This window comes from Symbiopectobacterium sp. (assembly GCF_047692315.1).
In the GTDB taxonomy this organism is placed as follows: Bacteria; Pseudomonadota; Gammaproteobacteria; order Enterobacterales; family Enterobacteriaceae; genus Symbiopectobacterium.
In genome coordinates this window covers 44911-67712 of the sequence record NZ_JBLLJS010000021.1, presented here as the reverse complement: position 1 = coordinate 67712, position 22802 = coordinate 44911, and the positions used below count along the sequence as shown (strand labels likewise).

At 53.5% G+C, this 22802-nt stretch carries 17 protein-coding genes and 4 pseudogenes; 6 read left to right on the top strand and 15 right to left on the bottom strand.

The genetic code is table 11. From position 1 onward, the window contains the following. Positions 1-128: 128 nt before the first annotated feature. The 3 genes from hmpA to pemA all read left to right on the top strand — a co-directional run bounded on the left by hmpA (position 129) and on the right by pemA (position 4486). Entirely contained in the window at positions 129-1319 is a 1191-nt protein-coding gene (gene hmpA / locus ACMZI0_RS11240) for an NO-inducible flavohemoprotein (RefSeq protein ID WP_415673028.1), read from the top strand. A gap of 333 nt (positions 1320-1652) precedes the next feature. Then, positions 1653-3290, top strand: a complete 1638-nt coding sequence (paeY, locus tag ACMZI0_RS11235; RefSeq protein ID WP_415673027.1) for a pectin acetylesterase PaeY — start codon at positions 1653-1655, stop codon at positions 3288-3290. A 95-nt stretch (positions 3291-3385) separates the two neighbouring features. Continuing rightward, a complete protein-coding gene (pemA, locus tag ACMZI0_RS11230; RefSeq protein WP_415673026.1) occupies positions 3386-4486 on the top strand; it encodes a pectinesterase PemA in 1101 nt (366 codons plus the stop codon). Positions 4487-4531: 45 nt separating this feature from the next. Here the strand turns inward: pemA and glnB are convergent, their stop codons facing one another. The 6 genes and pseudogenes from glnB to purL form a co-directional block, all read right to left on the bottom strand. Next, complete coding sequence (gene glnB / locus ACMZI0_RS11225) at positions 4532-4870, bottom strand: nitrogen regulatory protein P-II (RefSeq protein ID WP_415673025.1); 339 nt, start codon at positions 4868-4870, stop codon at positions 4532-4534. A 105-nt stretch (positions 4871-4975) separates the two neighbouring features. Further along, positions 4976-6307, bottom strand: a pseudogene (glrR, locus tag ACMZI0_RS11220) (two-component system response regulator GlrR). Beyond that, the gene (locus ACMZI0_RS11215) at positions 6285-6806 is read right to left on the bottom strand and encodes a hypothetical protein (protein ID WP_415673024.1); all 522 of its coding nucleotides are present in this window, start codon (positions 6804-6806) and stop codon (positions 6285-6287) included. The pseudogene glrR and the gene ACMZI0_RS11215 overlap by 23 nt, the downstream one beginning before the upstream one ends. Continuing rightward, positions 6785-6988: a hypothetical protein gene (locus ACMZI0_RS11210; RefSeq protein ID WP_415673023.1), complete on the bottom strand. Its 204-nt coding sequence runs from the start codon at positions 6986-6988 to the stop codon at positions 6785-6787. The genes ACMZI0_RS11215 and ACMZI0_RS11210 overlap by 22 nt, the downstream gene beginning before the upstream one ends. Before the next feature lie 45 nt (positions 6989-7033). Then, positions 7034-8452, bottom strand: a complete 1419-nt coding sequence (locus ACMZI0_RS11205) for a sensor histidine kinase (RefSeq protein WP_415673022.1) — start codon at positions 8450-8452, stop codon at positions 7034-7036. A gap of 632 nt (positions 8453-9084) precedes the next feature. Then, positions 9085-12969, bottom strand: coding sequence for a phosphoribosylformylglycinamidine synthase (gene purL, locus ACMZI0_RS11200; RefSeq protein WP_415673114.1), 3885 nt, complete (start codon positions 12967-12969; stop codon positions 9085-9087). Positions 12970-13265: 296 nt separating this feature from the next. On the opposite strand from purL, the gene mltF reads away from it, so the two are divergent. Continuing rightward, complete coding sequence (gene mltF / locus ACMZI0_RS11195) at positions 13266-14711, top strand: membrane-bound lytic murein transglycosylase MltF (RefSeq protein WP_415673021.1); 1446 nt, start codon at positions 13266-13268, stop codon at positions 14709-14711. 4 nt (positions 14712-14715) lie between these two features. Here mltF and tadA read toward each other — a convergent pair whose 3' ends face one another. The 3 genes and pseudogenes from tadA to murQ all read right to left on the bottom strand — a co-directional run bounded on the left by tadA (position 14716) and on the right by murQ (position 16952). Next, positions 14716-15246 (bottom strand): tRNA adenosine(34) deaminase TadA, encoded by a 531-nt coding sequence (gene tadA / locus ACMZI0_RS11190; RefSeq protein WP_415673020.1) that lies wholly within the window; start codon positions 15244-15246, stop codon positions 14716-14718. 93 nt (positions 15247-15339) lie between these two features. Further along, positions 15340-15914, bottom strand: a pseudogene (gene yfhb / locus ACMZI0_RS11185) (phosphatidylglycerophosphatase C). Between the two features lie 143 nt (positions 15915-16057). Then, positions 16058-16952: pseudogene (gene murQ / locus ACMZI0_RS11180) on the bottom strand (N-acetylmuramic acid 6-phosphate etherase). A 500-nt stretch (positions 16953-17452) separates the two neighbouring features. Here murQ and ACMZI0_RS11175 point away from each other — a divergent pair. Then, positions 17453-18057 (top strand): annotated as a pseudogene (locus ACMZI0_RS11175) (transglutaminase-like cysteine peptidase); the annotation flags it as partial. Between the two features lie 74 nt (positions 18058-18131). On the opposite strand, the gene ACMZI0_RS11170 reads toward ACMZI0_RS11175, so the two are convergent. Next, positions 18132-18386, bottom strand: coding sequence for a hypothetical protein (locus ACMZI0_RS11170; protein WP_415673019.1), 255 nt, complete (start codon positions 18384-18386; stop codon positions 18132-18134). A 346-nt stretch (positions 18387-18732) separates the two neighbouring features. Between ACMZI0_RS11170 and ACMZI0_RS11165 the strand changes: the two genes are divergently transcribed. Continuing rightward, on the top strand, positions 18733-18993 hold the full coding sequence (locus ACMZI0_RS11165) for a YfhL family 4Fe-4S dicluster ferredoxin (protein ID WP_415673018.1): 261 nt from the start codon (positions 18733-18735) through the stop codon (positions 18991-18993). Here ACMZI0_RS11165 and acpS read toward each other — a convergent pair. From acpS to rnc, 5 genes are all read right to left on the bottom strand, one after another. Then, a complete protein-coding gene (gene acpS, locus ACMZI0_RS11160) occupies positions 18968-19387 on the bottom strand; it encodes a holo-ACP synthase (protein ID WP_415673017.1) in 420 nt (139 codons plus the stop codon). The genes ACMZI0_RS11165 and acpS overlap by 26 nt on opposite strands. Continuing rightward, positions 19387-20118, bottom strand: a complete 732-nt coding sequence (gene pdxJ / locus ACMZI0_RS11155) for a pyridoxine 5'-phosphate synthase (protein WP_415673016.1) — start codon at positions 20116-20118, stop codon at positions 19387-19389. Before pdxJ ends, acpS begins: the two co-directional genes overlap by 1 nt. 116 nt (positions 20119-20234) lie before the next feature. Next, a complete protein-coding gene (gene recO / locus ACMZI0_RS11150; RefSeq protein ID WP_415673015.1) occupies positions 20235-20969 on the bottom strand; it encodes a DNA repair protein RecO in 735 nt (244 codons plus the stop codon). 11 nt (positions 20970-20980) lie between these two features. Then, the gene (gene era / locus ACMZI0_RS11145) at positions 20981-21886 is read right to left on the bottom strand and encodes a GTPase Era (RefSeq protein ID WP_415673014.1); all 906 of its coding nucleotides are present in this window, start codon (positions 21884-21886) and stop codon (positions 20981-20983) included. Continuing rightward, positions 21883-22563, bottom strand: coding sequence for a ribonuclease III (rnc, locus tag ACMZI0_RS11140; protein ID WP_415673013.1), 681 nt, complete (start codon positions 22561-22563; stop codon positions 21883-21885). Before rnc ends, era begins: the two co-directional genes overlap by 4 nt. Between the last annotated feature and the right edge of the window lie 239 nt (positions 22564-22802).

Here is a 22802-nt window from a genome sequence, read left to right as displayed (position 1 = left end):
CCTGCATTTTCTTCATTTTGTGTTCCCGCCGACACAATAAACACCAGCATAAAGCAGGGATTTACAACGCCGTACCGCTCGCGTAAGATTTATTAAAAATACATCTTATAAAACCACCTGGAGTCACCATGCTAGACGCAAAAACCATAGCCACCGTGAAATCCACCCTCCCCTTGCTGGCACAAACCGGTCCGGCACTGACCGCCCACTTTTATCAGCGCATGTTCAGTCACAATCCTGAACTGAAAGATATTTTCAATATGAGCAACCAGAGCAACGGCGATCAGCGAGAAGCCTTATTCAACGCCATCTGCGCCTATGCGGCCAACATCGACAACCTCTCTCCGCTGCTGCCTGCGGTAGAGCGTATTGCGCAGAAACATGCCAGTTTTTCTATCCAGCCCGCGCAATACTGCATTGTTGGCGAGCATTTACTGGCCACATTGGAGGAACTGTTTAACCCCGGTGCGGAGATATTGGATGCCTGGGGGAAAGCGTATGATGTCCTGGCCAATGTCTTTATTCAGCGTGAACAAGCCATTTATCAGGATGCCGCCAGCCAGCACGGTGGCTGGGAAGGCACGCGCCCGTTCCGTATTGTGAAAAAGCAGGCGCAGAGTACGTTGATCACCAGTTTCACTTTGGAGCCTGTCGATGGTAAGCCCGTGGTGGCTTTTAAACCCGGCCAATATTTGGCGGTCTATATCCGACACGAGAGTCTCGCTCATCAGGAAATTCGTCAGTATTCCCTCACTCACGCGCCTAATGGCCGCACCTACCGCATTGCGGTAAAACGCGAAGACCAAGGTAGTGTTTCCGGCTATCTCCATGACATTGCACAGGAAGGCGATATCATTTCACTGGCTGCACCCCACGGGGATTTCTTTTTGTCGGCCTCTTCCGCGACCCCCGTCACACCCATCTCTGCGGGCGTGGGGCAAACGCCACTGCTCAGCATGCTGCACACGTTAAAGGATCAAGCCCACGATGCGGATGTGCTGTGGCTGTACGCGACTGAAAACGGCGATGTACATGCCTTCGGCGACGAACTGGCGTGCATCAATCAGCATTGGCCCGCGTTAACACGCTACGTGTGGTATCGCCAGCCCGGTGCAGACGATCGTCCGGTCGAAGATTTCCACTATCAAGGGTTAATGGCACTGGACAAACTGGCGCCCCGTCTGACCGATGCGGCTATGCATTTTTACCTGTGCGGCCCGGTAGCCTTTATGCAATTCGTCGCTCGCCAACTCCTTGAATTGGGCATCGCCCCCTCACAGCTAAACTATGAGTGCTTTGGTCCACATAAAGTGGTGTGAGATCTCCAACTGCAATAACATGGCGCGAGGACAAACGTCCTCGCGTTAATCTTATCCACGATCACAAATTTATGCTCCCACCCGACCCGGTAATGATAAAAAACGGTGTCGATCACAAAAATCCGCCACGCCATAATTAAAATAACGTTTCATTTTAAAGAATGGGGTTTTACCTCCGTTTATTTGCTCCACGGCCTGCCTGCATCCCACTTTTTTGGCCGAACTAACAAGGAGTTTGTGTAAAAATCATTATCACTGGTGCAGAACCGTTGCACACACCCAAAACGACGTCGTCTTTTTTACTACTTTTCGCTACAAGGGATGTATCTGACCATGTCTACACGATTTTCTCACCGTATTACACTCGCGCTGCTGATTAGCGCTTCCGTGGGCTATGCCCATGCACAAGAAAATGCAGCGCCTGCCACCGAGACGTTGCCCACCACCGTGTTAGGAGAACACACCACGCTCGAAGGCACCGTTTCACACCGCGATGCGCGCCTGCCCGCCACCATTATTGTGCGTGACCAGCAAGGGCATCGTCGACAGACGCAAACGGATGAGCAGGGTCACTATCAGTTGGATGTGTCTGAATTGACGGCACCGCTGCGCCTGTCTGCGGTAGAGTCCGGCGGAAATAATTGCTTGCTGAACAATCAGGCGCGCGCAATCTGCCTGAGCGCGCTGCTGCCAACCGCCCAGTCGGGTAAAGGGAACACCGCCAACATCAACCCTTTCACCGATCGCATCGCCTCAGACATGGCGGCTGCGGCAGGCTATATCGGCCCACAACAGCTCTCTGATGATGCTGGCACGCCCGCGCTCTCAGCGGCAACCTGGAAACAGGCCAATGCGGTCTTTCATGCCGGTTTCAGCGCCGCATTGAAACAAGCAGGTATCAGTAACCCGGCGCATTTTGATCCGCTGCACTACCCAGCGACACAGCAAAAAGCAGTTAGCCAGTTGGTCGAGGTTATCAATCACAACCGTAACTACCACAATGACAGCGGACAAGCGGGCCACACCGTACTGACAGACAGTGTGTTTCGTCCAATCGTTGGGCTTTCCGCCGATGGCGGCCATGAAGCGCTGGATTACAGCTATGCGCGTCGTCAGTTGGATGAGATCAAAAAGGCCAAAACGCGCATCTTTATCGTGGGTGACTCCACGGCCGCCAACTATGAGAAACTGCGTTTCCCACGTATGGGCTGGGGACAGGTATTTGAGCAGCAATTCCGTCATGACGGCAGCGTCAAAGTGATCAACGGCGCACGTGCCGGACGCAGCTCGCGCGATTTCTTTTATGAAGGCTGGTTCCGACAGATGCAGCCGCTGATGCAGCCCGGCGACTACATTTTCATTCAGATGGGCCACAACGATCAGAACTGTAACGGTGCCAGAGCGGTACGTGGCGCAGCGGATGTCGGCAACCTCTGCACCTATCCCAACGATGCGGCAGGCAAACGCCAATTCCCGCAAGGCAAATCCGATATGTCATTCCAGAACGCGCTGGAGTGCTACATCACCTATGCCCGCCAGCATCAGATGATTCCAGTGCTGTTGACACCGACAACCCGCGTGAAAGATGCGCAAGGCAAAGACGGCACGCCTGCCGTTCACAGTCACTTCACGCGTCAAAATGCCGAAAACGGTTTTGCCTTTATCGGCGACTACAGCCAAACCATCAAAGACACGTCCAAGGCAAACAATGTTCCCTTATTGGATATTGAGTCCGACACGATTGCACTGGCTAACCGGGATAACGGGCAGCACTGGAAACAGTATTGGCTGGTGATTGATCCCAAACGCTACCCGTACTACAAAGATCAGGGCGGCAGCATCACCAAACCGGATACGACCCACTTCCAGCAAAAAGGCGCTATTGCCGTAGCCGAGATCATCGCAGACAGCATTCGCGCCGACGAAACGCTGCGTCCTCTGGCCGATTCTCTGCTCAAGAAAAAACACTAAGGTTTTCTCCCCTGGACTTTTGCCCAGGGGCGCTTTCCCATCGTGCGAATGGATGGGCTTTACCTCTCGGACACTACAGTTAAGGAATGATTGGTATGTTTAAACCTCTCTCGGGCGCGATTGCGCTGGCCGTTCTGGCGGCCGCCCCCTGGCAGCACGCATTAGCCAGCACAGATGTTAACGCCGTGGTTTCCGCCACAGCCCCTGCCGCAGCCAACACCTTCAAAACCATTGGTCAGGCGATCGCCAGTGCTCCCGCAGACACGACGCCCTTCGTTATCTACATTAAAAATGGCACGTACCACGAGCGCCTGGTCATTACACGCCCCAATGTCCACCTCAAAGGCGAAGATCGTGACCACACCATTATTGCCGTAGACACTGCCGCCGGTGCACTGAAGCCAGACGGTTCCAAATGGGGCACATCCGGCAGCTATACGGTGAAGATCGATGCGCCTGATTTCAGTGCGCGCACGCTGACAATCCGCAACGATTTTGACTATCTGGGCAATGAAGCCAAAAAGAGCGATGACCCGACCAAGATAAAAGACACTCAGGCCGTGGCACTGTTAGTGGCCGAGAAAAGCGATCGTGCCTACTTCCACGATGTCAGTCTGGTCGGCTATCAAGACACGCTGTATGTCAAAGGTGGGCGCAGCTTCTTTGAGAAATGCCGTATCAGCAGCACCGTGGACTTTATTTTTGGTAACGGCACGGCGCTGTTTGATGATTGCGATATCGTCGCCCGTACGCGCGTCAATCCCGGCGATGAATCCTATGGCTATCTGACAGCCCCCAGCACCGACATCAACCAGAAGTATGGTCTGGTGATCGCCAACAGTAGGGTGTGTAAAGAAAGTAATAATGTGCCCGCGAAAAGCTATGCGCTCGGCCGCCCCTGGCACCCGACCACCACCTTCCCCGACGGCCGCTATGCCGATCCTAACGCCATCGGACAGACGGTGTTTATCAACACCCAGATGGACGATGTGATCTACGGTTGGGACAAAATGTCCGGTAAGAATATCAAAGGCGAGAAAATCTGGTTCCAGCCGCAGGATTCGCGTTTCTTCGAATACCAATCCACCGGTGCGGGCGCAGAAAAAAATGACGGACGTCGCCAGCTCACCGCAGAGCAGGCAGCAGAATACAGCAAGGAAAAGGTTCTGGCTGGCTGGACGCCAACCGCACCTTGATATTGCGCGCCACGATCCCCACCCTGCGGGGATCGTGACTCAGCATCAGATAGCCGCTTCGTCTTCTTCGCCGGTACGGATACGCACCACACGCGCCACATCAAACACGAAAATCTTGCCGTCGCCAATCTTGCCGGTCTGTGCAGTCTGTATGATGGTCTCTACACAGGTATCGACGATGTCATCGGCAACCACCAGTTCGATTTTTACCTTGGGCAGAAAATCGACCATATATTCTGCACCGCAATACAGTTCGGTATGGCCCTTCTGGCGTCCGAATCCTTTTACTTCCGTGACGGTCATGCCGGTGATACCCACTTCGGCTAACGCTTCACGCACGTCGTCCAGTTTGAACGGTTTGATAATCGCATCTATTTTTTTCATGAAATAACCTTTGTGAACCTGTTTCTCTTCGACCGCAGTCGGGCATCAGTAAAAAACATTCAATCAAACGGTAAAGCCAAGAGCAACACCGCGCAGAGCGCGTTGTCACTCTTTAAAATCGTTGAACGCGTGACGTCCGAGCAACTTGTAGAATTCGGTGCGGTTACGCCCCGCCATTCTGGCAGCCTGCGTCACATTGCCTTTGGCAATTTGCAGCAGCTTACGTAAATAGTTCAGCTCAAGCTGGTGACGTGCCTCCACAAAGGTCGGCAACGCGGTATTCTCACCTTCCAACGCCTGTTCTACCAGAGCATCGTTAATCACCGGTGCACTGGTTAACGCCACGCAGCGTTCAATCACATTCACCAGCTGACGCACATTACCGGGCCAACTCGCCGTCATCAAGCGTTTCATTGCATCGCTGGAAAAACTGCGAACGAAAGGCTTATGGCGATTAGCCGCGTCACGCAGCAGATGATTTGCCAACAGCGGAATATCCTCAGCTCGTTCATGCAGCGCGAGTAATTTCATGGTCACTACATTTAAACGGTAGTAGAGATCTTCACGAAATTCGCCTTTTTTCATCGCAACCGGCAAATCGCGGTGCGTGGCGGAAAGAATACGCACATTGATATCAATATCCCGGTTGCTGCCCAGCGGACGTACCTTGCGTTCCTGCAATACGCGCAGCAGTTTGACCTGAAGCGACAGCGGCATATCACCTATCTCGTCAAGGAACAGCGTTCCCCCTTCTGCCACCTGAAACAGCCCGGCGCGACTGCTGACCGCGCCGGTAAAAGCGCCTTTGGCATGGCCAAACAGTTTAGACTCCAGCAACGGTTCCGGCAATGCGCCGCAGTTAACGGCAATAAACGCGTTTTTTGCACGCGGGCTGGCACTGTGGATCGCGCGCGCCAGCACCTCTTTCCCGGTTCCACTCTGCCCGTTAATCAGCACGCTATCAGACTGGGCCACCAGTTTAGCTTGCTCTAACAAACGCAACATCACCGGGCTGCGCGTAACGATGTTTTCCCGCCAGTGGGATTCTCCGGCGGGGGCACTGAGCGCCAGCGCATCATCGATCGCTTTGTAAAGTGCATCGCGATCCACCGGCTTGGTCAAAAAGCCAAACACCCCCTTGCTGCGTCGCAGCTACGGCATCAGGAATCGATCCGTGCGCGGTGAGAATAATGACGGGCAGCCCCGGCTGATGCTTCTGTATCTCAGAAAACAGCGCCAGGCCATCCATTTCATCCATGCGTAAGTCGCTGATGACCAGATCAATTCTATCGCGTGCCAGAACGCGCAACGCCTCAGCGCCGCTTTCAGCCGTCACAACATGGAATCTCCTTCGCTGGTTAAACGCATACCCAGCAGTTTCAGCAAGCTGGGATCATCATCCACCAGCAGCAAATCAGCCGTTTTCCAAATTGTCATGGGCGTGTAGGCTCCTATTTTGACGTCGCAGGCGCACTGTGGCGTTCCGCCGCACCAGACACTCATGCGAAGCCGCAGGCTCCGGAAGTTCACCGCTCATCGGTTTACGCGTGGAAAGCTGGCGTTCAATATCAGTCAGGTTTTCCAGCTTGCGCGTCGTGACATCCAGTTGATATTGCAAATTATTCTGTTGCGCCCGCATCGCTTCGAGCTGTTTGTCGTTGGCCTCCTGCAAGCACTGAGTGCGCAAGCGTTCGTCGGTCAGTGCCAGCCAGAAGGTTTGCTTGTCATGCCAGGCTTGCAGCAGCGGGCGCAATGCCGCAGGGAAATCCGCTTGATAACCATTCAGACGATCGAGCGCCTGACGCCGTTCCGCCGGGGTAAGTTTGACTTGATCGAGTAAAATACCTTGCTTGAACGCCTGATCCCACGTCTCTCCGGCCAGCATCTGTGCTGTTTCGCGCGCCTGTAGTGGGGTTAATCGCTCAGCACAATCCATGGCGCCAGCCAGTAAAGTGCATTGTTCACCGCGTCACGATCGTCAGTGCGCCACAGGCTGTCGCACTGCGCCAGCCGATAATCACTCACTTGTTCCTTCGGTGTGACATTTTCGACATCACGTATCGCAATACGGTGATGGGTGCTGTCAACGCAGCCTGCGAGCAGAGCTAAAAGCGCCAAAACCGATCCGCGTACCATGTTGTCAGAGCACCATGCTTTCATTTGTTATTCATTCTCAGCGGTTAAGGGCAATTCAATACGAAAACAGACGTCAGCATAATCCACCGGTATCAGGCTCAATTCCCCCCGCATACGACGAATACAATCGCGTGCAATGCTTAATCCGAGCCCGCTGCCTTTAACCGCGCCTTTGCGCTGGTGGCTTCCCTGATAAAAGGGCTCAAAAATCATGCTTTGTTCTGCTTCTGGGATCGCCGCGCCGTCGTTGGCGACATCAATCTGAACCCGGTGTCCATGCTGGCGACTCCGAATCCAAATGTTACCGGATTCCTTGCCATAGTGCACCGCATTAGAATAGAGATTGTCGATAACGCGCATCAGTAAGGTGGTCTCGGCCCAGCACTGGGTAACATCAAGCCGCATTTCGGTGTGGATCGCTTTGGCGCGAGCAGGCAGACTGTGCGAAGAGACCACAATATCCACCACTTCATCAATCTCGACAGGCTCCATCTCCGTTGGGGTATCTGCCAGTTTTCGGTTGTAATCCAGCAACTGATCGATAAGCTCCAGCAGATGCCGGCTGCTGTTATCCAGGATAGCCACCACCTCTTTTTGATCGGCAGTCAACGGTCCCGCCACTTCGTCAGCTAACAGCGAGGTGCCTTCGCGCAGGCTTGCCAACGGCGTTTTCAGCTCGTGGGAGATATGACGCAAAAACTCATGCCGCTGCGACTCCAGCCAGGAAAGCCGCTCACTCAGCCAGATGATGCGCTGCGCCAGCGTACGAATCTCGCGGGGCCCTTTAAAGGTGCTGGTATTGCCGAGCGAGCGCCCTTCGCCCAGACGTTTTATCATGCGCTCTACGCCGTTGACCGGTCCGATAATCATACGGGTAAACAGCACCACCAACAGCAAACTGACCATAAACAGTACCAGAGACTGCCAGCCGAAGAACTTACCGCGCTCGGCAATACCCTGTTGCAATTGTTGACCACGCGAAAACACCACTTCACGGGTCATTTGCAACAGTTGCGCATTAGCCTGCGCAAATTGCGTCAGTTGCTCCTGCGCGGCGTTGGTGGGTGTGCTATTGGCACAATCCAGATTCGCCAGATCGGCAAGATGTTGGCTTAGCTGTTGATAAGCGCGCGCATCGGGCAGGACATTTCTATGCGCCTCCAGCATCTGTGCATACTGTTTGTGCTGGCTTTGGTAGAGGGTTGCCAGCGTGCTGTCATCCAGCACGCAGTATTGACGATAGCTGCGCTCCATCGCCAGTGCGGTACCGCTCATGGCTTCGCTGCGACGCGCATCAACCAGCATGGATTTGTTGATATCCGCAGCCTGTTCACTCAGGGTATCCAGGCTGTCATACGCCTGATAGGCCAGCACCAGCAGGAACGCCATAATCACTAATTGGCGCAGAGAGCGCGGAAACAGACGCCAGCGTTTCAAAGAAATCATCTCGTTGTTTATTCATCCGTCATGATGCTAACGAAGTGGCATAAAAGCGCAATGTTTTTCCCTTGAGCAAGCGGATGTGATGAAAAGAGCAGAAAAGAGAGCAGGCGTTGCCCGGTTGCGTAGAAGCTAACCGGGCAACTGAATAGGCGGTGCCTCACTCAACGTGTCGCCCGATGCTTGATAAAGCTGCATTGCAGACTGTTATCGGTGTAGTGGACGATAGGCACCCTTTCTTGTGGCATCATTCGGGGTGTTATGAGCGCAAAAAGAAATCATCAACAGCGCAATCATAACGAGGTGAATGAGCAACGCCCGATATTATGCACCATTCATTCCAATCCGCAATATCGATTTTAATTGATTGATAAATAATAACTTAAATTTACACGAATCACCTTAAATGCCATAAAGTGTCTTCGTTAGCGCCATTTCACTCCGTTGATCGCTAAAACCTGTCGTCAAAAAAAGACGATTTATGCAATGCAAAATATAAAATCAATAAATTAAACTTATCCGAATGGAGACAAACATAATCCAAATTGTCACCATATCGCGACAACGCAGACATTGACTGATTTATTTCCATTAAAAGGGGCTAATAGCCCCTTTTAAACTTAATGTTCTGCTAGACCTCAGCCAAGCTGACGACGCGCGTTGCGGAACATGCGCATCCACGGGCTATCTTCACCCCAGCTTTCCGGGTGCCAGGAGTTGCTGACGGTGCGGAACACACGTTCAGGGTGTAGCATCATCACCGTAGCACGGCCGCTGGAACTGGTGACCGCCGTTATCCCGTTCGGAGAGCCGTTCGGGTTAGCCGGGTAATTTTCTGTCACCTGCCCGAAGTTGTTTACAAAGCGCAGAGCGACCAGATGTTCATGTTCCAGCGCAGCCAGGTGAGCCTCGTCACGCACTTCAACGCGTCCTTCACCGTGAGAGACCGCGATTGGCATGCGCGATCCGGCCATGTCGTTCATGAACAGCGATGGGCTTTTCGTGACTTCAACCAGGCTGAAACGCGCCTCAAAACGATCGGACAGGTTGCGCACAAAACGCGGCCAGTGGTTCGCACCAGGGATCAGTTCACGTAAGTTGGACATCATCTGGCAACCGTTGCACACGCCGAGCGCCAAAGTTTGCGGCCGCTGGAAGAAAGCGGCAAACTCATCGCGCACTCGAGCGTTAAACAAAATAGATTTCGCCCAGCCTTCGCCCGCCCCCAGCACATCACCGTAAGAGAAGCCACCACAAGCGACCAGAGCCTGGAAGTCTTGCAGTGAGCGACGACCTGCCAGAAAATCACTCATATGCACATCGATGGCGTCAAAACCGGCGCGATGGAACGCAGCTGCCATTTCAACGTGAGAATTAACGCCCTGCTCACGCAGCACCGCCACTTTAGGATAAACTCCCTTCGCGATGAAAGGCGCAGCAATATCCTGTGCAGGTTCGAACGTCAGTTCGACATTCAGGCCCGGGTCGCTCTCATCCTGCTTCGCCGCATGTTCTTGATCGGCACAGTGCGGGTTATCACGCAGGCGCTGCATTTGCCAGGTTGTTTCCGCCCACCAGGTGCGAAGCGTGGTACGGCTCTCCTGATACACCACATCATTACCGTGTGTAATCACAAAGCGGTTGTCCTGAGAAGCATGGCCCAAACGGTGAACGATATTCGCCAAACCGTGATCGGCCAGCACCTGTTCAACGTGCGCCAGACGATCGGCATCCACCTGAATCACTGCCCCCAGTTCTTCGGTAAACAGCGATGCCAGCGGGTCGTTACCCAATGCTGCGATATCAACCTCAATGCCGCAATGACCAGTAAACGCCATTTCTGCCAGCGTCACCACCAAACCACCATCAGAACGGTCATGGTAAGCCAACAAGGCATCATCCACCACCAGCGTCTGGATAGAGTTAAAGAAGCCCGCCAGCTGTTGCGGATTACGTACATCCGCCGTATGGCGACCAAGCTGGCGGTACACCTGCGCCAAGGCGGTTGCGCCCAGCGTATGGTGTCCTGCTCCCAGGTCGATGAGCAGCAGCACGTTGTCACGATCGGCGCGGAGCTGTGGCGTTACCGTTTTACGTACATCTTCCACACGGGCGAATGCCGTGATCACCAGAGAAAGCGGAGAGGTCACGCTGCGCTCCTGATCACCCTCTTGCCAGCGGGTTTTCATCGACATGGAGTCTTTACCTACCGGAATGGTCAACCCTAATGCCGGGCAAAGTTCTTCACCGATGGCTTTTACCGCTTCGTAAAGTCCGGCGTCTTCACCGGGGTGTCCCGCCGCCGACATCCAGTTTGCGGAGAGCTTCACGCGTGTCAATGCTCCAATCTGGGTCGCCGCAATGTTGGTTAGCGCTTCGCCCACCGCCAAACGCGCGGATGCGCCAAAGTTACGCAACGCCACAGGCGCACGTTCGCCGATGGACATCGCTTCACCGTGGTAGCTGTCGAGACTTGCGGTGGTGACGGCACAGTTTGCCACCGGAATCTGCCACGGCCCCACCATCTGGTCACGCGCCACCATACCGGTAACGGTACGGTCACCAATGGTGATCAGGAAGGTTTTCTCTGCCACCACCGGTAAGTGCATTACGCGCTCTACCGCTTCGGCCAGGAAAATACCGTCGCGGTTCAGCAACGTCCCCTCAGTGGCCTGACGCTTCACGTCGCGCAGCATTTTCGGCGTTTTGCCCAGCAGCACGTCCAGCGGCAAGTCGATAGGCTGGTTGTTGAAGTGGCGATCGTTCAGCGTTAAATGATGTTCTTCCGTCGCTTCACCAATCACCGAGTAAGGCGCACGCTCACGGCGGCACAGTTCATCAAACAGCGCCAGTTTCTCCGGCGCCACCGCCAGCACATAGCGCTCTTGTGATTCGTTACACCACACTTCCAGCGGGCTCATGCCCGGCTCATCGTTGAGAATATCACGCAGCTCAAAGCATCCGCCGCGTCCGCCATCACTCACCAGCTCCGGCATGGCGTTAGACAGGCCACCCGCGCCTACGTCGTGGATAAACAGAATCGGGTTCTCTTCGCCCAGTTGCCAGCAGCGGTCGATCACTTCCTGACAGCGGCGTTCCATCTCAGGGTTATCACGCTGTACGGATGCAAAATCAAGATCAGCATCTGACTGACCGGTGGCCATAGAGGAGGCCGCGCCACCACCCAACCCGATATTCATGGAAGGGCCGCCCAGCACAATCAGCTTGGCACCTACCGTAATCTCGCCTTTTTTCACATGATCGGCGCGGATATTACCAATACCGCCCGCCAGCATGACAGGCTTGTGATAACCGCGCAGCTCGTTGCCGTTATGGCTGTCAACCTGCTCTTCATAGGTACGGAAATAACCGGTCAGCGCAGGGCGACCAAATTCGTTGTTAAACGCAGCGCCACCCAGTAGACCATCGAGCATGATATCCAACGCGCTGACAATGCGATCCGGCTTACCGAAATCCTCTTCCCATGGCTGTTCGAAGTTAGGGATACGCAGGTTGGATACCGAGAACCCAACCAGACCCGCTTTAGGTTTCGCCCCGCGTCCGGTTGCCCCTTCATCACGAATCTCACCGCCGGAACCGGTCGCTGCACCCGGCCAGGGGGAAATAGCCGTCGGGTGGTTGTGGGTTTCCACTTTCATCAGAATGTGTGTCGGTTCCTGATGATAGGCGTAATGCCCTTGCTGATCGGCAAAAAAGCGCCCTGCTTCGGAGCCTTCCATCACGGCTGCGTTGTCTTTATAAGCAGACAACACGTGCTCCGGCGTATGCTCGAAGGTGTTCTTGATCATTTTGAACAGCGATTTGGGCTGAGCCTCACCGTCAATCACCCAGTCGGCATTAAAAATCTTGTGGCGGCAGTGCTCAGAGTTAGCCTGCGCAAACATATAGAGTTCGATGTCGGTCGGGTTGCGCCCCAAACGGGTAAAGGCATCCAACAGATAATCGATTTCATCTTCCGCCAGCGCCAATCCCAGACGCACGTTGGCCTGCTCCAGCGCTTGACGCCCCTGAAGCAGCACGTCCACGCGTTTCAGAGGAGCGGGTTGATGCTGCGCAAACAACTGTTCAGCCTGCGCCATTTCGGTAAATACGGTTTCCATCATGCGGTCATGCAGCAACGCGCCCAATTGCTGCCACTGTTCATCGCTCAATGTCGGCGCATGAATATAGAAGGCTAACCCGCGTTCCAGACGCGTCACCTTGTCCAGACCGCAGTTGCGGGCGATATCGGTAGCTTTGGAAGACCAGGGAGAAATGGTGCCGGGACGCGGTGTGGCCAGCAGTAAGCGCCCACTCGGCTCATGCTCCGCGAGAGAAGGGCCATATTTTAACAGCCGTGTCAGTTTTACCTGCTCATCGCTGTTCAATGGCGCGCGTACGGCGGCAAAGTGAACGTACTCCGCATAGATGTCGCTAATTGGCAAAAAGTGCTCTTTGCAGCGCGTCAGCAACTTATTTACACGGAAGGCCGATAGGGCAGGTGAACCACGCAGTATTTCCATCATCTAAAAAATCTCTCGTCTTCGATGTACTGAGTTTCAGTACGTCAGTGGGCGCTACTTTGTCGCGCAGCCAAGGGGGGAAACGCGCGTCATTATAGAGAATTGTGACGCCCGACGAAACCGTTTGCGCAGAGTTTGTTGCACATCTTATTTTCGTCATGGTCAAACTTTAACCTGATGGATAACTGTTGCACACTGGCGGTTTGTTAAGCAAAATGCCCTCACTCTGGGAGAATGTAGATTAAAAAACTGCCGTTACAGACAGAAAGGCCATACGGCCGCCGAGAGATAACCATTTGAAGTGTTTAACATTAAATTATTTTTTCATCGGGGTTATTACGTTACTGCTGATGTTGGCGCTCTGGCCCAACATCCCCTGGCACAGCGGCCAGGATACTCAGCTCAATCAGATCCTTTCGCGGGGTGAGCTGCGTATCAGCACGCTCAATTCGCCGCTGACCTATACCCTCAGTAACGGAACCCCCTCCGGGCTCGATTATGAACTGGCTAAACAATTCGCCGATTACCTCGGTGTCAAGCTGGTGATGTCGGCACGTCCCAATCTTGACGCCTTATTTGATGATTTGGACAACAATAACGCCGACCTGCTGGCCGCCGGGCTGATTTACAACCATGAGCGGCTGGATCGTTTTCGTGCGGGGCCGACGTACTATTCTGTCTCGCAGCAACTGGTTTACCGCATGGGCGCAACGCGTCCAAAAAATCTGGAAAAACTGAGCGGTCGGTTAGCGGTCACATCGGGCTCAGCCCATATCGCCACGTTACGCGATTTGAAAAGCGATAAATATCCGGCGCTGAGCTGGGAAGCCGCTTCAGACCTCAGCACACAGGATCTGCTCAAACAGGTTGCGCAAGGTACGTTGGATTACACATTGGCGGATTCCTTCACTATCGGTTTGATGCAGCGCATTCACCCGCAACTTTCCGTCGCGTTCGATCTGAGCGACGAAGAACCGGTAACCTGGTATATGCGCCGCACGCAGGACGACAGCCTGTATGCCGCACTGCTGGATTTTTTCAGCCAAACCGTGGAAGACGGTACGCTGGCACGCCTGGAAGAGAAATACCTCGGCCACGTTGGTGAGTTTGATTATGTCGATACGCTCACTTTTCTGAGCGCCATCGACAACACCTTGCCCGATTTACAGCCGCTGTTTGCCAAATATGCCAGCGATATCGACTGGAAATTGCTAGCGGCTATCTCTTATCAGGAATCGCACTGGAACCCGCTGGCAACCTCGCCTACCGGAGTACGTGGGTTGATGATGCTGACGCGCAACACCGCAGAGAGCCTGGATGTGACCGACAGGCTCGATCCGGAACAGAGCATTCGCGGTGGTGCACAGTATCTGGCGCACATGATGGAAAAAATGCCTGAAAGCATTCCTGAGGATGAGAAGATTTGGTTTGCACTGGCCTCTTACAACATGGGCTATGCCCATCTGCTGGATGCGCGCAAACTGACGGAAAAGCAAAAAGGCAACCCCGACAGCTGGGCGGATGTGAAGGTGCGACTGCCGATGCTCAGCCAGAAACGTTACTATACCCAGACCGCCTACGGCTACGCGCGCGGCCACGAAGCTTATAACTACGTTGAAAATATCCGCCGCTATATGTTGAGTCTTGAAGGATATCTGACCGAGAAGGCCAATAAAACCCAACAGCAAGAACTGTTAGCAAGCGCTTACCCTGCTGTGCCGCCAGAAAAACTCGGCAAATAACGTCTCAGGCGGCACCATCACACTTGCTGGCTTTTTCCTGAGCGCGCAGCGCTTTATGCTGCGCACGACGCCAACGGAAAAAGTCGCTGAGGGTTTGGGCACACTCGGCGGCCAACACGCCAGAAGTAATCGCTATCTGATGATTCATGCCGGGATGACGCAAGATATCGACCAATGACCCTGCGGCTCCGGTTTTTTCATCGTTTGCGCCATAAACCAGCCGTCCGATACGGCTGTGCACCATCGCACCCGCACACATTACGCAAGGCTCAAGCGTCACATACAGAGTCGCATTGATTAAGCGGTAGTTCTGCAATACTTTTCCGCCCTGACGCAACGCCATGATTTCGGCATGCGCGGTCGGATCGTGGTGGCCGATAGGCCGGTTCCACCCTTCACCAATCACGTTATTATCCAGGACCAGCACGGCACCAACGGGCACTTCCCCTTCATCCCGTGCCCGCAAGGCCAGTTTCAGGGCGTGACGCATCCAGTATTCATCAGGAGAGTCGTGCCGCTCAAGGGTGTCATTCATTGTGCCTCCCGGATATCCATCACGCTTTTTGGGTCGCGCGTATTATACAGGGTGCGAAGAAAAAGCAGAGCGCTTATTGCCTGACCGACTCCATCACTCCAGTTGTTGCAACGTGCCTGCGCGCGTCACGCGCCAGCGGTGTTCGCAGAAAAACAGCAACGGGTTATCTTGTTTGCTGTCGCTGTAGCCGCTGTGCAATTTGAGCGGCGCGCCGAGGCGTTTTTCCATCTGAACCACTTTCTCCCGCCCCAGGCAGCGCAACGGTAAAACCTAGCCGCCATAGCCACGCACAATCTGACTGCCCATCAGTTTTACTCCGGGCAGAAACGCGGCGTCATGGTAAACCTGCTCGACCAGACGCTGCGGTGAGCCAGTTACCAGCCACACCTGCGCATCGGAAGCTGCAAGATACTCCGTCAGGCGCTGCTGTACCGCAGGAAATGGCGTCACCCAGAGCGGCGAAAACTGGCGACAAAGCCCTTCTCGAGCGCCCGTAAATGCGCCTCGCGCCGACCAAAGGTAATCGCCCACAGCAAAGCGCTCATCGGCCAGCTCGCAGCTCTGCCGCGCGCCAGCAACACCAGCCCAGCCACGGGCAGCACCGGAATAACCAGCAGCAAATTTAGCGGCAGGCGTTTTAGCAGGTAACGTAAAAAACACCCAAACATGTCCCGTCGATGCAACGTGCCGTCCAAATCAAAAAACACAATACGTGTCGGTGATTGTTCACCCAAACCGTTTTCCTCTTGCCAATGTATTAGTCAATTTTATGTAAAGAATTAAGGCACGCGCTGTCCTCATTCCCGTCTTATCAGGGTAATAGCGCATCGCGCAGATAACCGTGGTGTTTTTCCAATCTCCGCTCGGCCTCTGGTGCGCTGATACCGCTGAGGATCATCAGTATAGCGGGTTTGGCTGCGTAGCCCGTTTCCTGTAAAGCGCGCTGCACTTCGTCACGCGCACACCCGGTCGCTTCCATCACGATGCGGCAAGCACGATCCACCAGTTTCTCGTTCGTCGCTTTCACATCAACCATCAAGTTCTGGTACACCTTGCCAAGTTTAACCATCACCCCTGTGGAGATCATATTGAGTACCAGTTTTTGTGCCGTACCTGATTTCAGGCGCGTCGAGCCAGTCAGCGCTTCCGGCCCCACCACCGGTGAAATCGCCACCTCGGCCAATGCCGCAATAGGGGAAGCAGGGTTGCAAGAAATGGCTACCGTGCCACACCCTTGGCTGCGGGCATATTTCAGCGCCCCCATCACGTAGGGCGTACGGCCCGATGCCACCAGCCCGACGACGGTGTCCTGCGGCGTCAACGACAGTGCAACCAGATCCGCCTCGCCCAGCGCAGGGGAATCCTCTGCCCCCTCAACGGCCTTCAACAGTGCGCCAGGCCCACCGGCAATCAACCCGATAACCAACCCGTGAGGAACACCAAAAGTAGGCGGACACTCCGAAGCATCAAGCACCCCCTAAGCGCCCGCTGGTGCACGCCCCGAGGTAGATTAGCCGTCCGCCCGCTTTCATTCTGGCAGCAGCCATATCAACCGCGCGCGCAATCTCCGGCAGCACCAGCGCTATCGCCTCGGGCACCTTGCGGTCTTCCTGATTGAACAGCGTTATCATGTCTAGTGTTGTTTGACTGTCCAGTTCCATCGTTGCCGGATTGCTGGTTTCTGATACCAAGGTTGCTAAATTCATTTTCCTCTCCCTGACACACGGTGTGCTCTGCTAGCCCAACCTGCTACTATACCCTAAACAATTCGAGTTGCAGGAAGGCGGCAAGGGAGTGACAAATCTGTCTGGAACAGATTTGAACAGCGCTTGCGCTGGCCCGAAGGGTGAACCTCAGGGATGAGGTTCATCACTCCCGATGAGCTTACTCAAGTAAGTGATTCGGGTGAGCGAGCGCAGCCAACGCATCTGCAACTTGAAGTGTGACGGGTATAATTACTTTTGACTGCCATAAAAGTAGGTTATTCTGCCATAATAGTTGACGATAATTCGTCTGTATCGATAGCGTTTCCGCCCTCAACGCCTATTTCTATTCCTCACGCCAGGAAGGTGTGCGTGTTTGTCTTGTATCCAACAAGACAGCATGGCGTATTTTCACGCAACAAGGCCAGCACATCGGAATGAGGATGAGAGGCTTACTCTGGTTCAGTCAATAGCGAAGAGAAACATCGGTGAATGGCCGCGGGATAACGACATTGCGCAATAGAGGGATTCTGCTTCTGCTTTTCAGCAGTTTGTTACTGCTGGCGGCAACGCTGCGTGCTGATTGGGATTTCGTTACCATTAATCAGCGCACGGCACGGAACAGCTTTACGGCCCCGCAACGCCGGAAGCGCGTAAACGAATCAATGAGTGGCAGGCATTATTAGGTTCATTGCAAGGCAGCGATGAAAAAAAATTGCTGGAATCGGTAAACCGCTTTTTTAATGAACGACTATTGTTTTGCGACGATCGTGTTATCTGGCAGCAGGAAGATTATTGGGCGACACCTATCGAAGCACTGCGGAAAGGGATGGCTGACTGCGAAGATTATTCTATTGCAAAATATTTTACGCTACGTCAGCTCGGTATTCCGAATGAAAAGTTACGAATTACTTACGTTAAAGCATTACGCCTTAATCAGGCACATATGATTGTTGCTTATTATCCCACGCCAACCTCCATTCCGCTGGTGTTGGATAATCTAACGGATAAAATATTACCCGCTACGCAGCGTACCGATCTCTTACCGGTTTATTCCTTTAACGCAGAGGGATTAGCTACGCCAGCGCCGAAATCATCCAGCCACAGGTGCTGCATTTCGGGAAACATCGTCAATACCTCTTGCGAGAGCACGCCCTGATTTTCCACGATTTCGAACCGTAACTAGGGCATAGAGGAAACTAACTGCTTTGCCTCATGACTTTGTTGCAACGCATGCAGCGTGGGACCATCAACATTGACTGACGCCAGAATCCCATCCTGGATAAAGCGAGGGTGCCAGTGCGACAGGAGTTGCATTTGCTCAATCACCACCTGTAAACATTCGGCGACATTGATGCTGGCAAAATAGGTTTCAGGTGAGACAAATCGCTGCGGAAACGCAGGCGAAAACACCGCGGTGAGTAGCTCAATGGCCATCAGCTTACCGCTGGTTCGATAAATAGGCTGAAAATTATAGCGTCTCTGACAATGATGCCAATAATGACGTTCGAAAGCTGCCGCATCCCCTAATTCAGAAGGCAGTGTCTGTATAACCCATAACCCCTAAATTCCCCTGCTGCCCGATACGTTTTGTCATAAGACCTGATGCGATACGCTGTTAGCCTACTTATACTAAAGAACATAGATATCGGCACAGCCGCAGAAAACTTTATTGTTTATCTTGCTTACTACGCTATTTTATTCGACAGGAGTCGAGGAAAGAGGATGCTCCTCTGTGCCGTTGCAGGTATAATCCGCACCTGATTTTGCAAGGTATATTGAAATGGCGTTACTGATCACCCCCAAATGCATTAACTGCGATATGTGCGAGCCTGAATGCCCCAATCAGGCAATCTCCATGGGGTTGGAAACCTATGAGATTGATCCGCTGCGCTGCACCGAGTGCGTGGGCCATTACGATTCGCCCACCTGTCAAAAGGTATGCCCGATTGACAACACAATCGTTCGCGACCCACAGCAGGTGGAAACGCAGGAGCAATTATGGGAGAAATTTGTCGTTATGCACCACGCCGATCGTCTGTGATCGGGCGTTTTCGCTCACCCTCAAGGATCACCGTAGCACACGCATAGTGCCGTTCGTCAGCGATGGTTACGTGGATTTCATCCACCCCCAAGTTCTCCGCCAGCGATTGCGCTTGCTCCCAGAGTCGCAAGCAGGGTTTACCCAACGCATCGTTAAAAACTTCAAACTGCTCGGAGGCCAACCCTTGGCTAATACCAGTACCTAACGCTTTCGCCGCCGCTTCTTTAACGGCGAAGCGCTTGGCAAGGTAACGCGCGGGCTGCTGGTGCTGCTGATAGTGTAACCACTCTTGCGCAGATAAAACTCTGCGCGCCAGACGATCGCCTGACCGGGCGATAATCGCCTCGATACGGGCGATCTCTACAATATCCGAACCGAGTCCCAGAATAGCCATTAACGGCGGGCTTCCCGCATCAATGCTTTCATTTCCGCGACGGCATCTGCTAATCCGCTCATGACTGCACGACCAATAATGGCATGCCCTATATTGAGCTCATGAATTTCAGGCAAGGCGGCAATAGCTTGCACGTTGTGGTACGTCAGGCCATGCCCGGCGTTTACCTTCAGTCCTTTACTGGCCGCATAAACCGCCACATCACGAATGCGCGCCCACTCTTGTTGGCGCAGCGTATCGTCTTGTGCGTCAGCATAAGCACCGGTATGGATTTCGATATAGGGCGCGCCTACGGCCACGGCAGCATCAATTTGCGCGCGATCGGGGTCGATAAACAGGGAAACCTGAATCCCTACCTCGCGCAGACGCGCTACAGCCGATGTCATACGTGGCAGTTGACCCACAACGTCCAACCCGCCTTCTGTGGTTACTTCCTGACGTTTTTCTGGTACCAGGCAACAAAAGTGAGGACGAAGTTCACAGGCAATCGCCAGCATTTCTTCTGTCACAGCCATTTCGAGATTCATGCGCGTCTGCAAAGTTTGACGTAACAAACGCACGTCGCGATCGGTGATATGGCGGCGATCTTCACGCAGGTGAACCGTTATGCCATCCGCACCGGCTTGCTCGGCAACAAACGCGGCCTGCACCGGATCGGGATATGCAGTGCCACGCGCATTACGAAAGGTCGCCACATGATCGATATTTACACCCAGCAAAAGCTCAGCCATGAAATCAGTCCTCAAAAAATCACTGTTAAGCGACCAGTGTACACCGCCTTTTCGGTTCGTTACCACTGCGGTAATCTTCGGGAACGGTGAGGCTGGTACGTTTACCACTCAGGTCATTATTTTTTTGCCGCTGGAGGAACAGAGGGACGTAAAACAGCAGATTTTTTAAACAGTTCGCGGCTTTTTAGCGGTTTGCCACCAAGATAGGGTTTGAGCGCCATACGCGTAAAGCGTTTCGCAGCGCGTAACGTTTGCATATCGGGAAATTCTCTTGCCGCCAGCGCACGCAGCTCATAGCCGGTGAAACTGCGCTGATCCACAATCATACTGGCGATAAATCCTTTTTCTTCGCGGTAGCGGTAGGTCATGGTATCAGTCACCGGCTCCCCGCTGCCAGGGCAGTGCAGAAAATCAACTCCGTAACCGAGATAGCCTAACAGGGCCAATTCAAAACGGCGCAGCGCGGGTTCTGGTGAGGAACTCAGCGCAGCCAGCTGTTGCAAACAGTGCAGGTAATCAAAGAAGAGTGCGGAAAAGTTGGTTTCATGCTCCAGCACGCGGGCGAGTAATTCATTTACGTAGAGACCGCTGTAAAGCATGATGCCGGTGAGCGGCAAAGCCAGCGACACAGGCTCGGCATTACGCAGCGTTTTCATTTCACCACGCCCACCCCAGCGAACCAGCAACGGAGTGAACGGCTGAAGACACCCTTTTAGCGGGGAGCGGCGCGCGCGCGCGCCTTTTGCCAAGACGCGCACACGTCCTTCGTTTTCTGTGAAAAGATCCAGCAGCAAGCTGGTTTCACTGTAAGGTCGCCCATGCAAGACAAACGCGCGCTGCCAGCCCTCCATCGGCGTTGACCTTATAAATCGTCTATGTAGCCTAAGCTGCGCAGTGCTCGTTCATCATCCGCCCAGCCGGATTTCACTTTCACCCACAGTTCAAGGTGCACCTTGGCTTCAAACATGGCCTCCATATCCTGGCGCGCTTCAATGCCGATCGTCTTGATTTTGGCACCTTTGTTGCCGATCACCATTTTCTTCTGACCATCGCGCTCAACCAAAATCAATCCATTGATGTCATAGCCACCGTGATCGTTGGTCACGAAACGCTCGATCTCCACCGTCACTGAATAGGGCAATTCTTCGCCCAGGAAACGCATCAGTTTTTCACGAATAATTTCTGCCGCCATGAAGCGCTGTGAGCGATCGGTAATGTAATCTTCCGGGAAGTGGTGCTCGGCCACAGGCAGATGCTTGCGCACGATGTTGGCAACGGTATCAACGTTGGTGCCCTTTTCCGCAGAAAGGGGAACCACATCGAGGAAGTTCATCTTTTCACTTAAAAACTGGATATGCGGCAACAGCTTGGTTTTATCTGTCACGTTGTCGATCTTATTGATCGCCAACAGTACCGGACGTTTTTGATCGCGCAGTTTGCCAACAACCATCTCGTCGTCATCAGTCCAGTGAGTACCTTCCACCACAAAGATAATCAGCTCAACGTCACCGATAGAACTGCTGGCAGCACGGTTCATCAAGCGGTTGATCGCCAGCTTTTCTTCAATGTGCAGCCCCGGCGTATCCACATAAATAGCCTGATAAGGGCCTTCAGTGTGGATCCCCATAATGCGGTGACGCGTGGTTTGCGGCTTACGCGAAGTAATGGAGACTTTTTGCCCCAGCAGTTCGTTCAACAGCGTGGATTTGCCCACGTTGGGTCGCCCAACAATCGCGACGAAACCGCAGTAGGTTTGTTCTTCGCTCATTCAATCTCCAGTTTTTTCAACGCTTGTTCCGCCGCTGCCTGCTCCGCCTTACGACGGCTTGAACCGGTACCAATCACGGGTTCATCAAAACCACTGATCAGACAATGGATAGTGAATTCCTGATCGTGTGCTTCACCGCGCACCTGCACCACCAGATAGGTAGGCAATGGCAAATGACGCCCTTGCAGAAACTCCTGCAGCCGGGTTTTAGGATCTTTCTGTTTATCTCCCGGGCTAATTTCATCCAGTCGGGTCTGATACCAATTCAGAATCAATCTTTCGACATTCTGAATATCGCTGTCCAGAAAAATACCGCCAATCAGCGCTTCAACCGTGTCAGCCAAAATAGACTCTCGGCGGTAACCACCGCTTTTCAATTCGCCGGGCCCCAAACTCAGACACTCGCCTAATTCAAATTCGCGCGCAATTTCCGCCAGCGTATTGCCGCGCACCAGTGTGGCGCGCATACGGCTCATATCTCCTTCATCCACGCGAGGAAAGCGATGATAAAGCGCATTCGCAATCACAAAACTCAGTATGGAGTCACCAAGAAACTCCAGACGCTCATTGTGTTTGCTGTTGGCACTACGGTGCGTTAACGCCTGTAATAACAGGTCGTACTGCTGGAAAGTATAGCCCAGCTTTCTTTGTAACCGATTTATTAAGATGGGGTTCATGTGTTACCAATAGATCAACAATACCTATTTACCGCAGCATACGGAACAGCCCTGCTCGGGTCACCCTTAGCGGCAACATAGCGTCACAAAGCTGTTTCGTTTGCATTGGCTCCGAACGGAGCCTGCGTTTTTCGTTTATTCCCGTTACATTCGCCGTTGCAGGACTCTACCTGCAACGGCGAATGACGTCGGATATACAACAATTCTACAACGTACCCGAAAATAATGCTGCGGGTTTA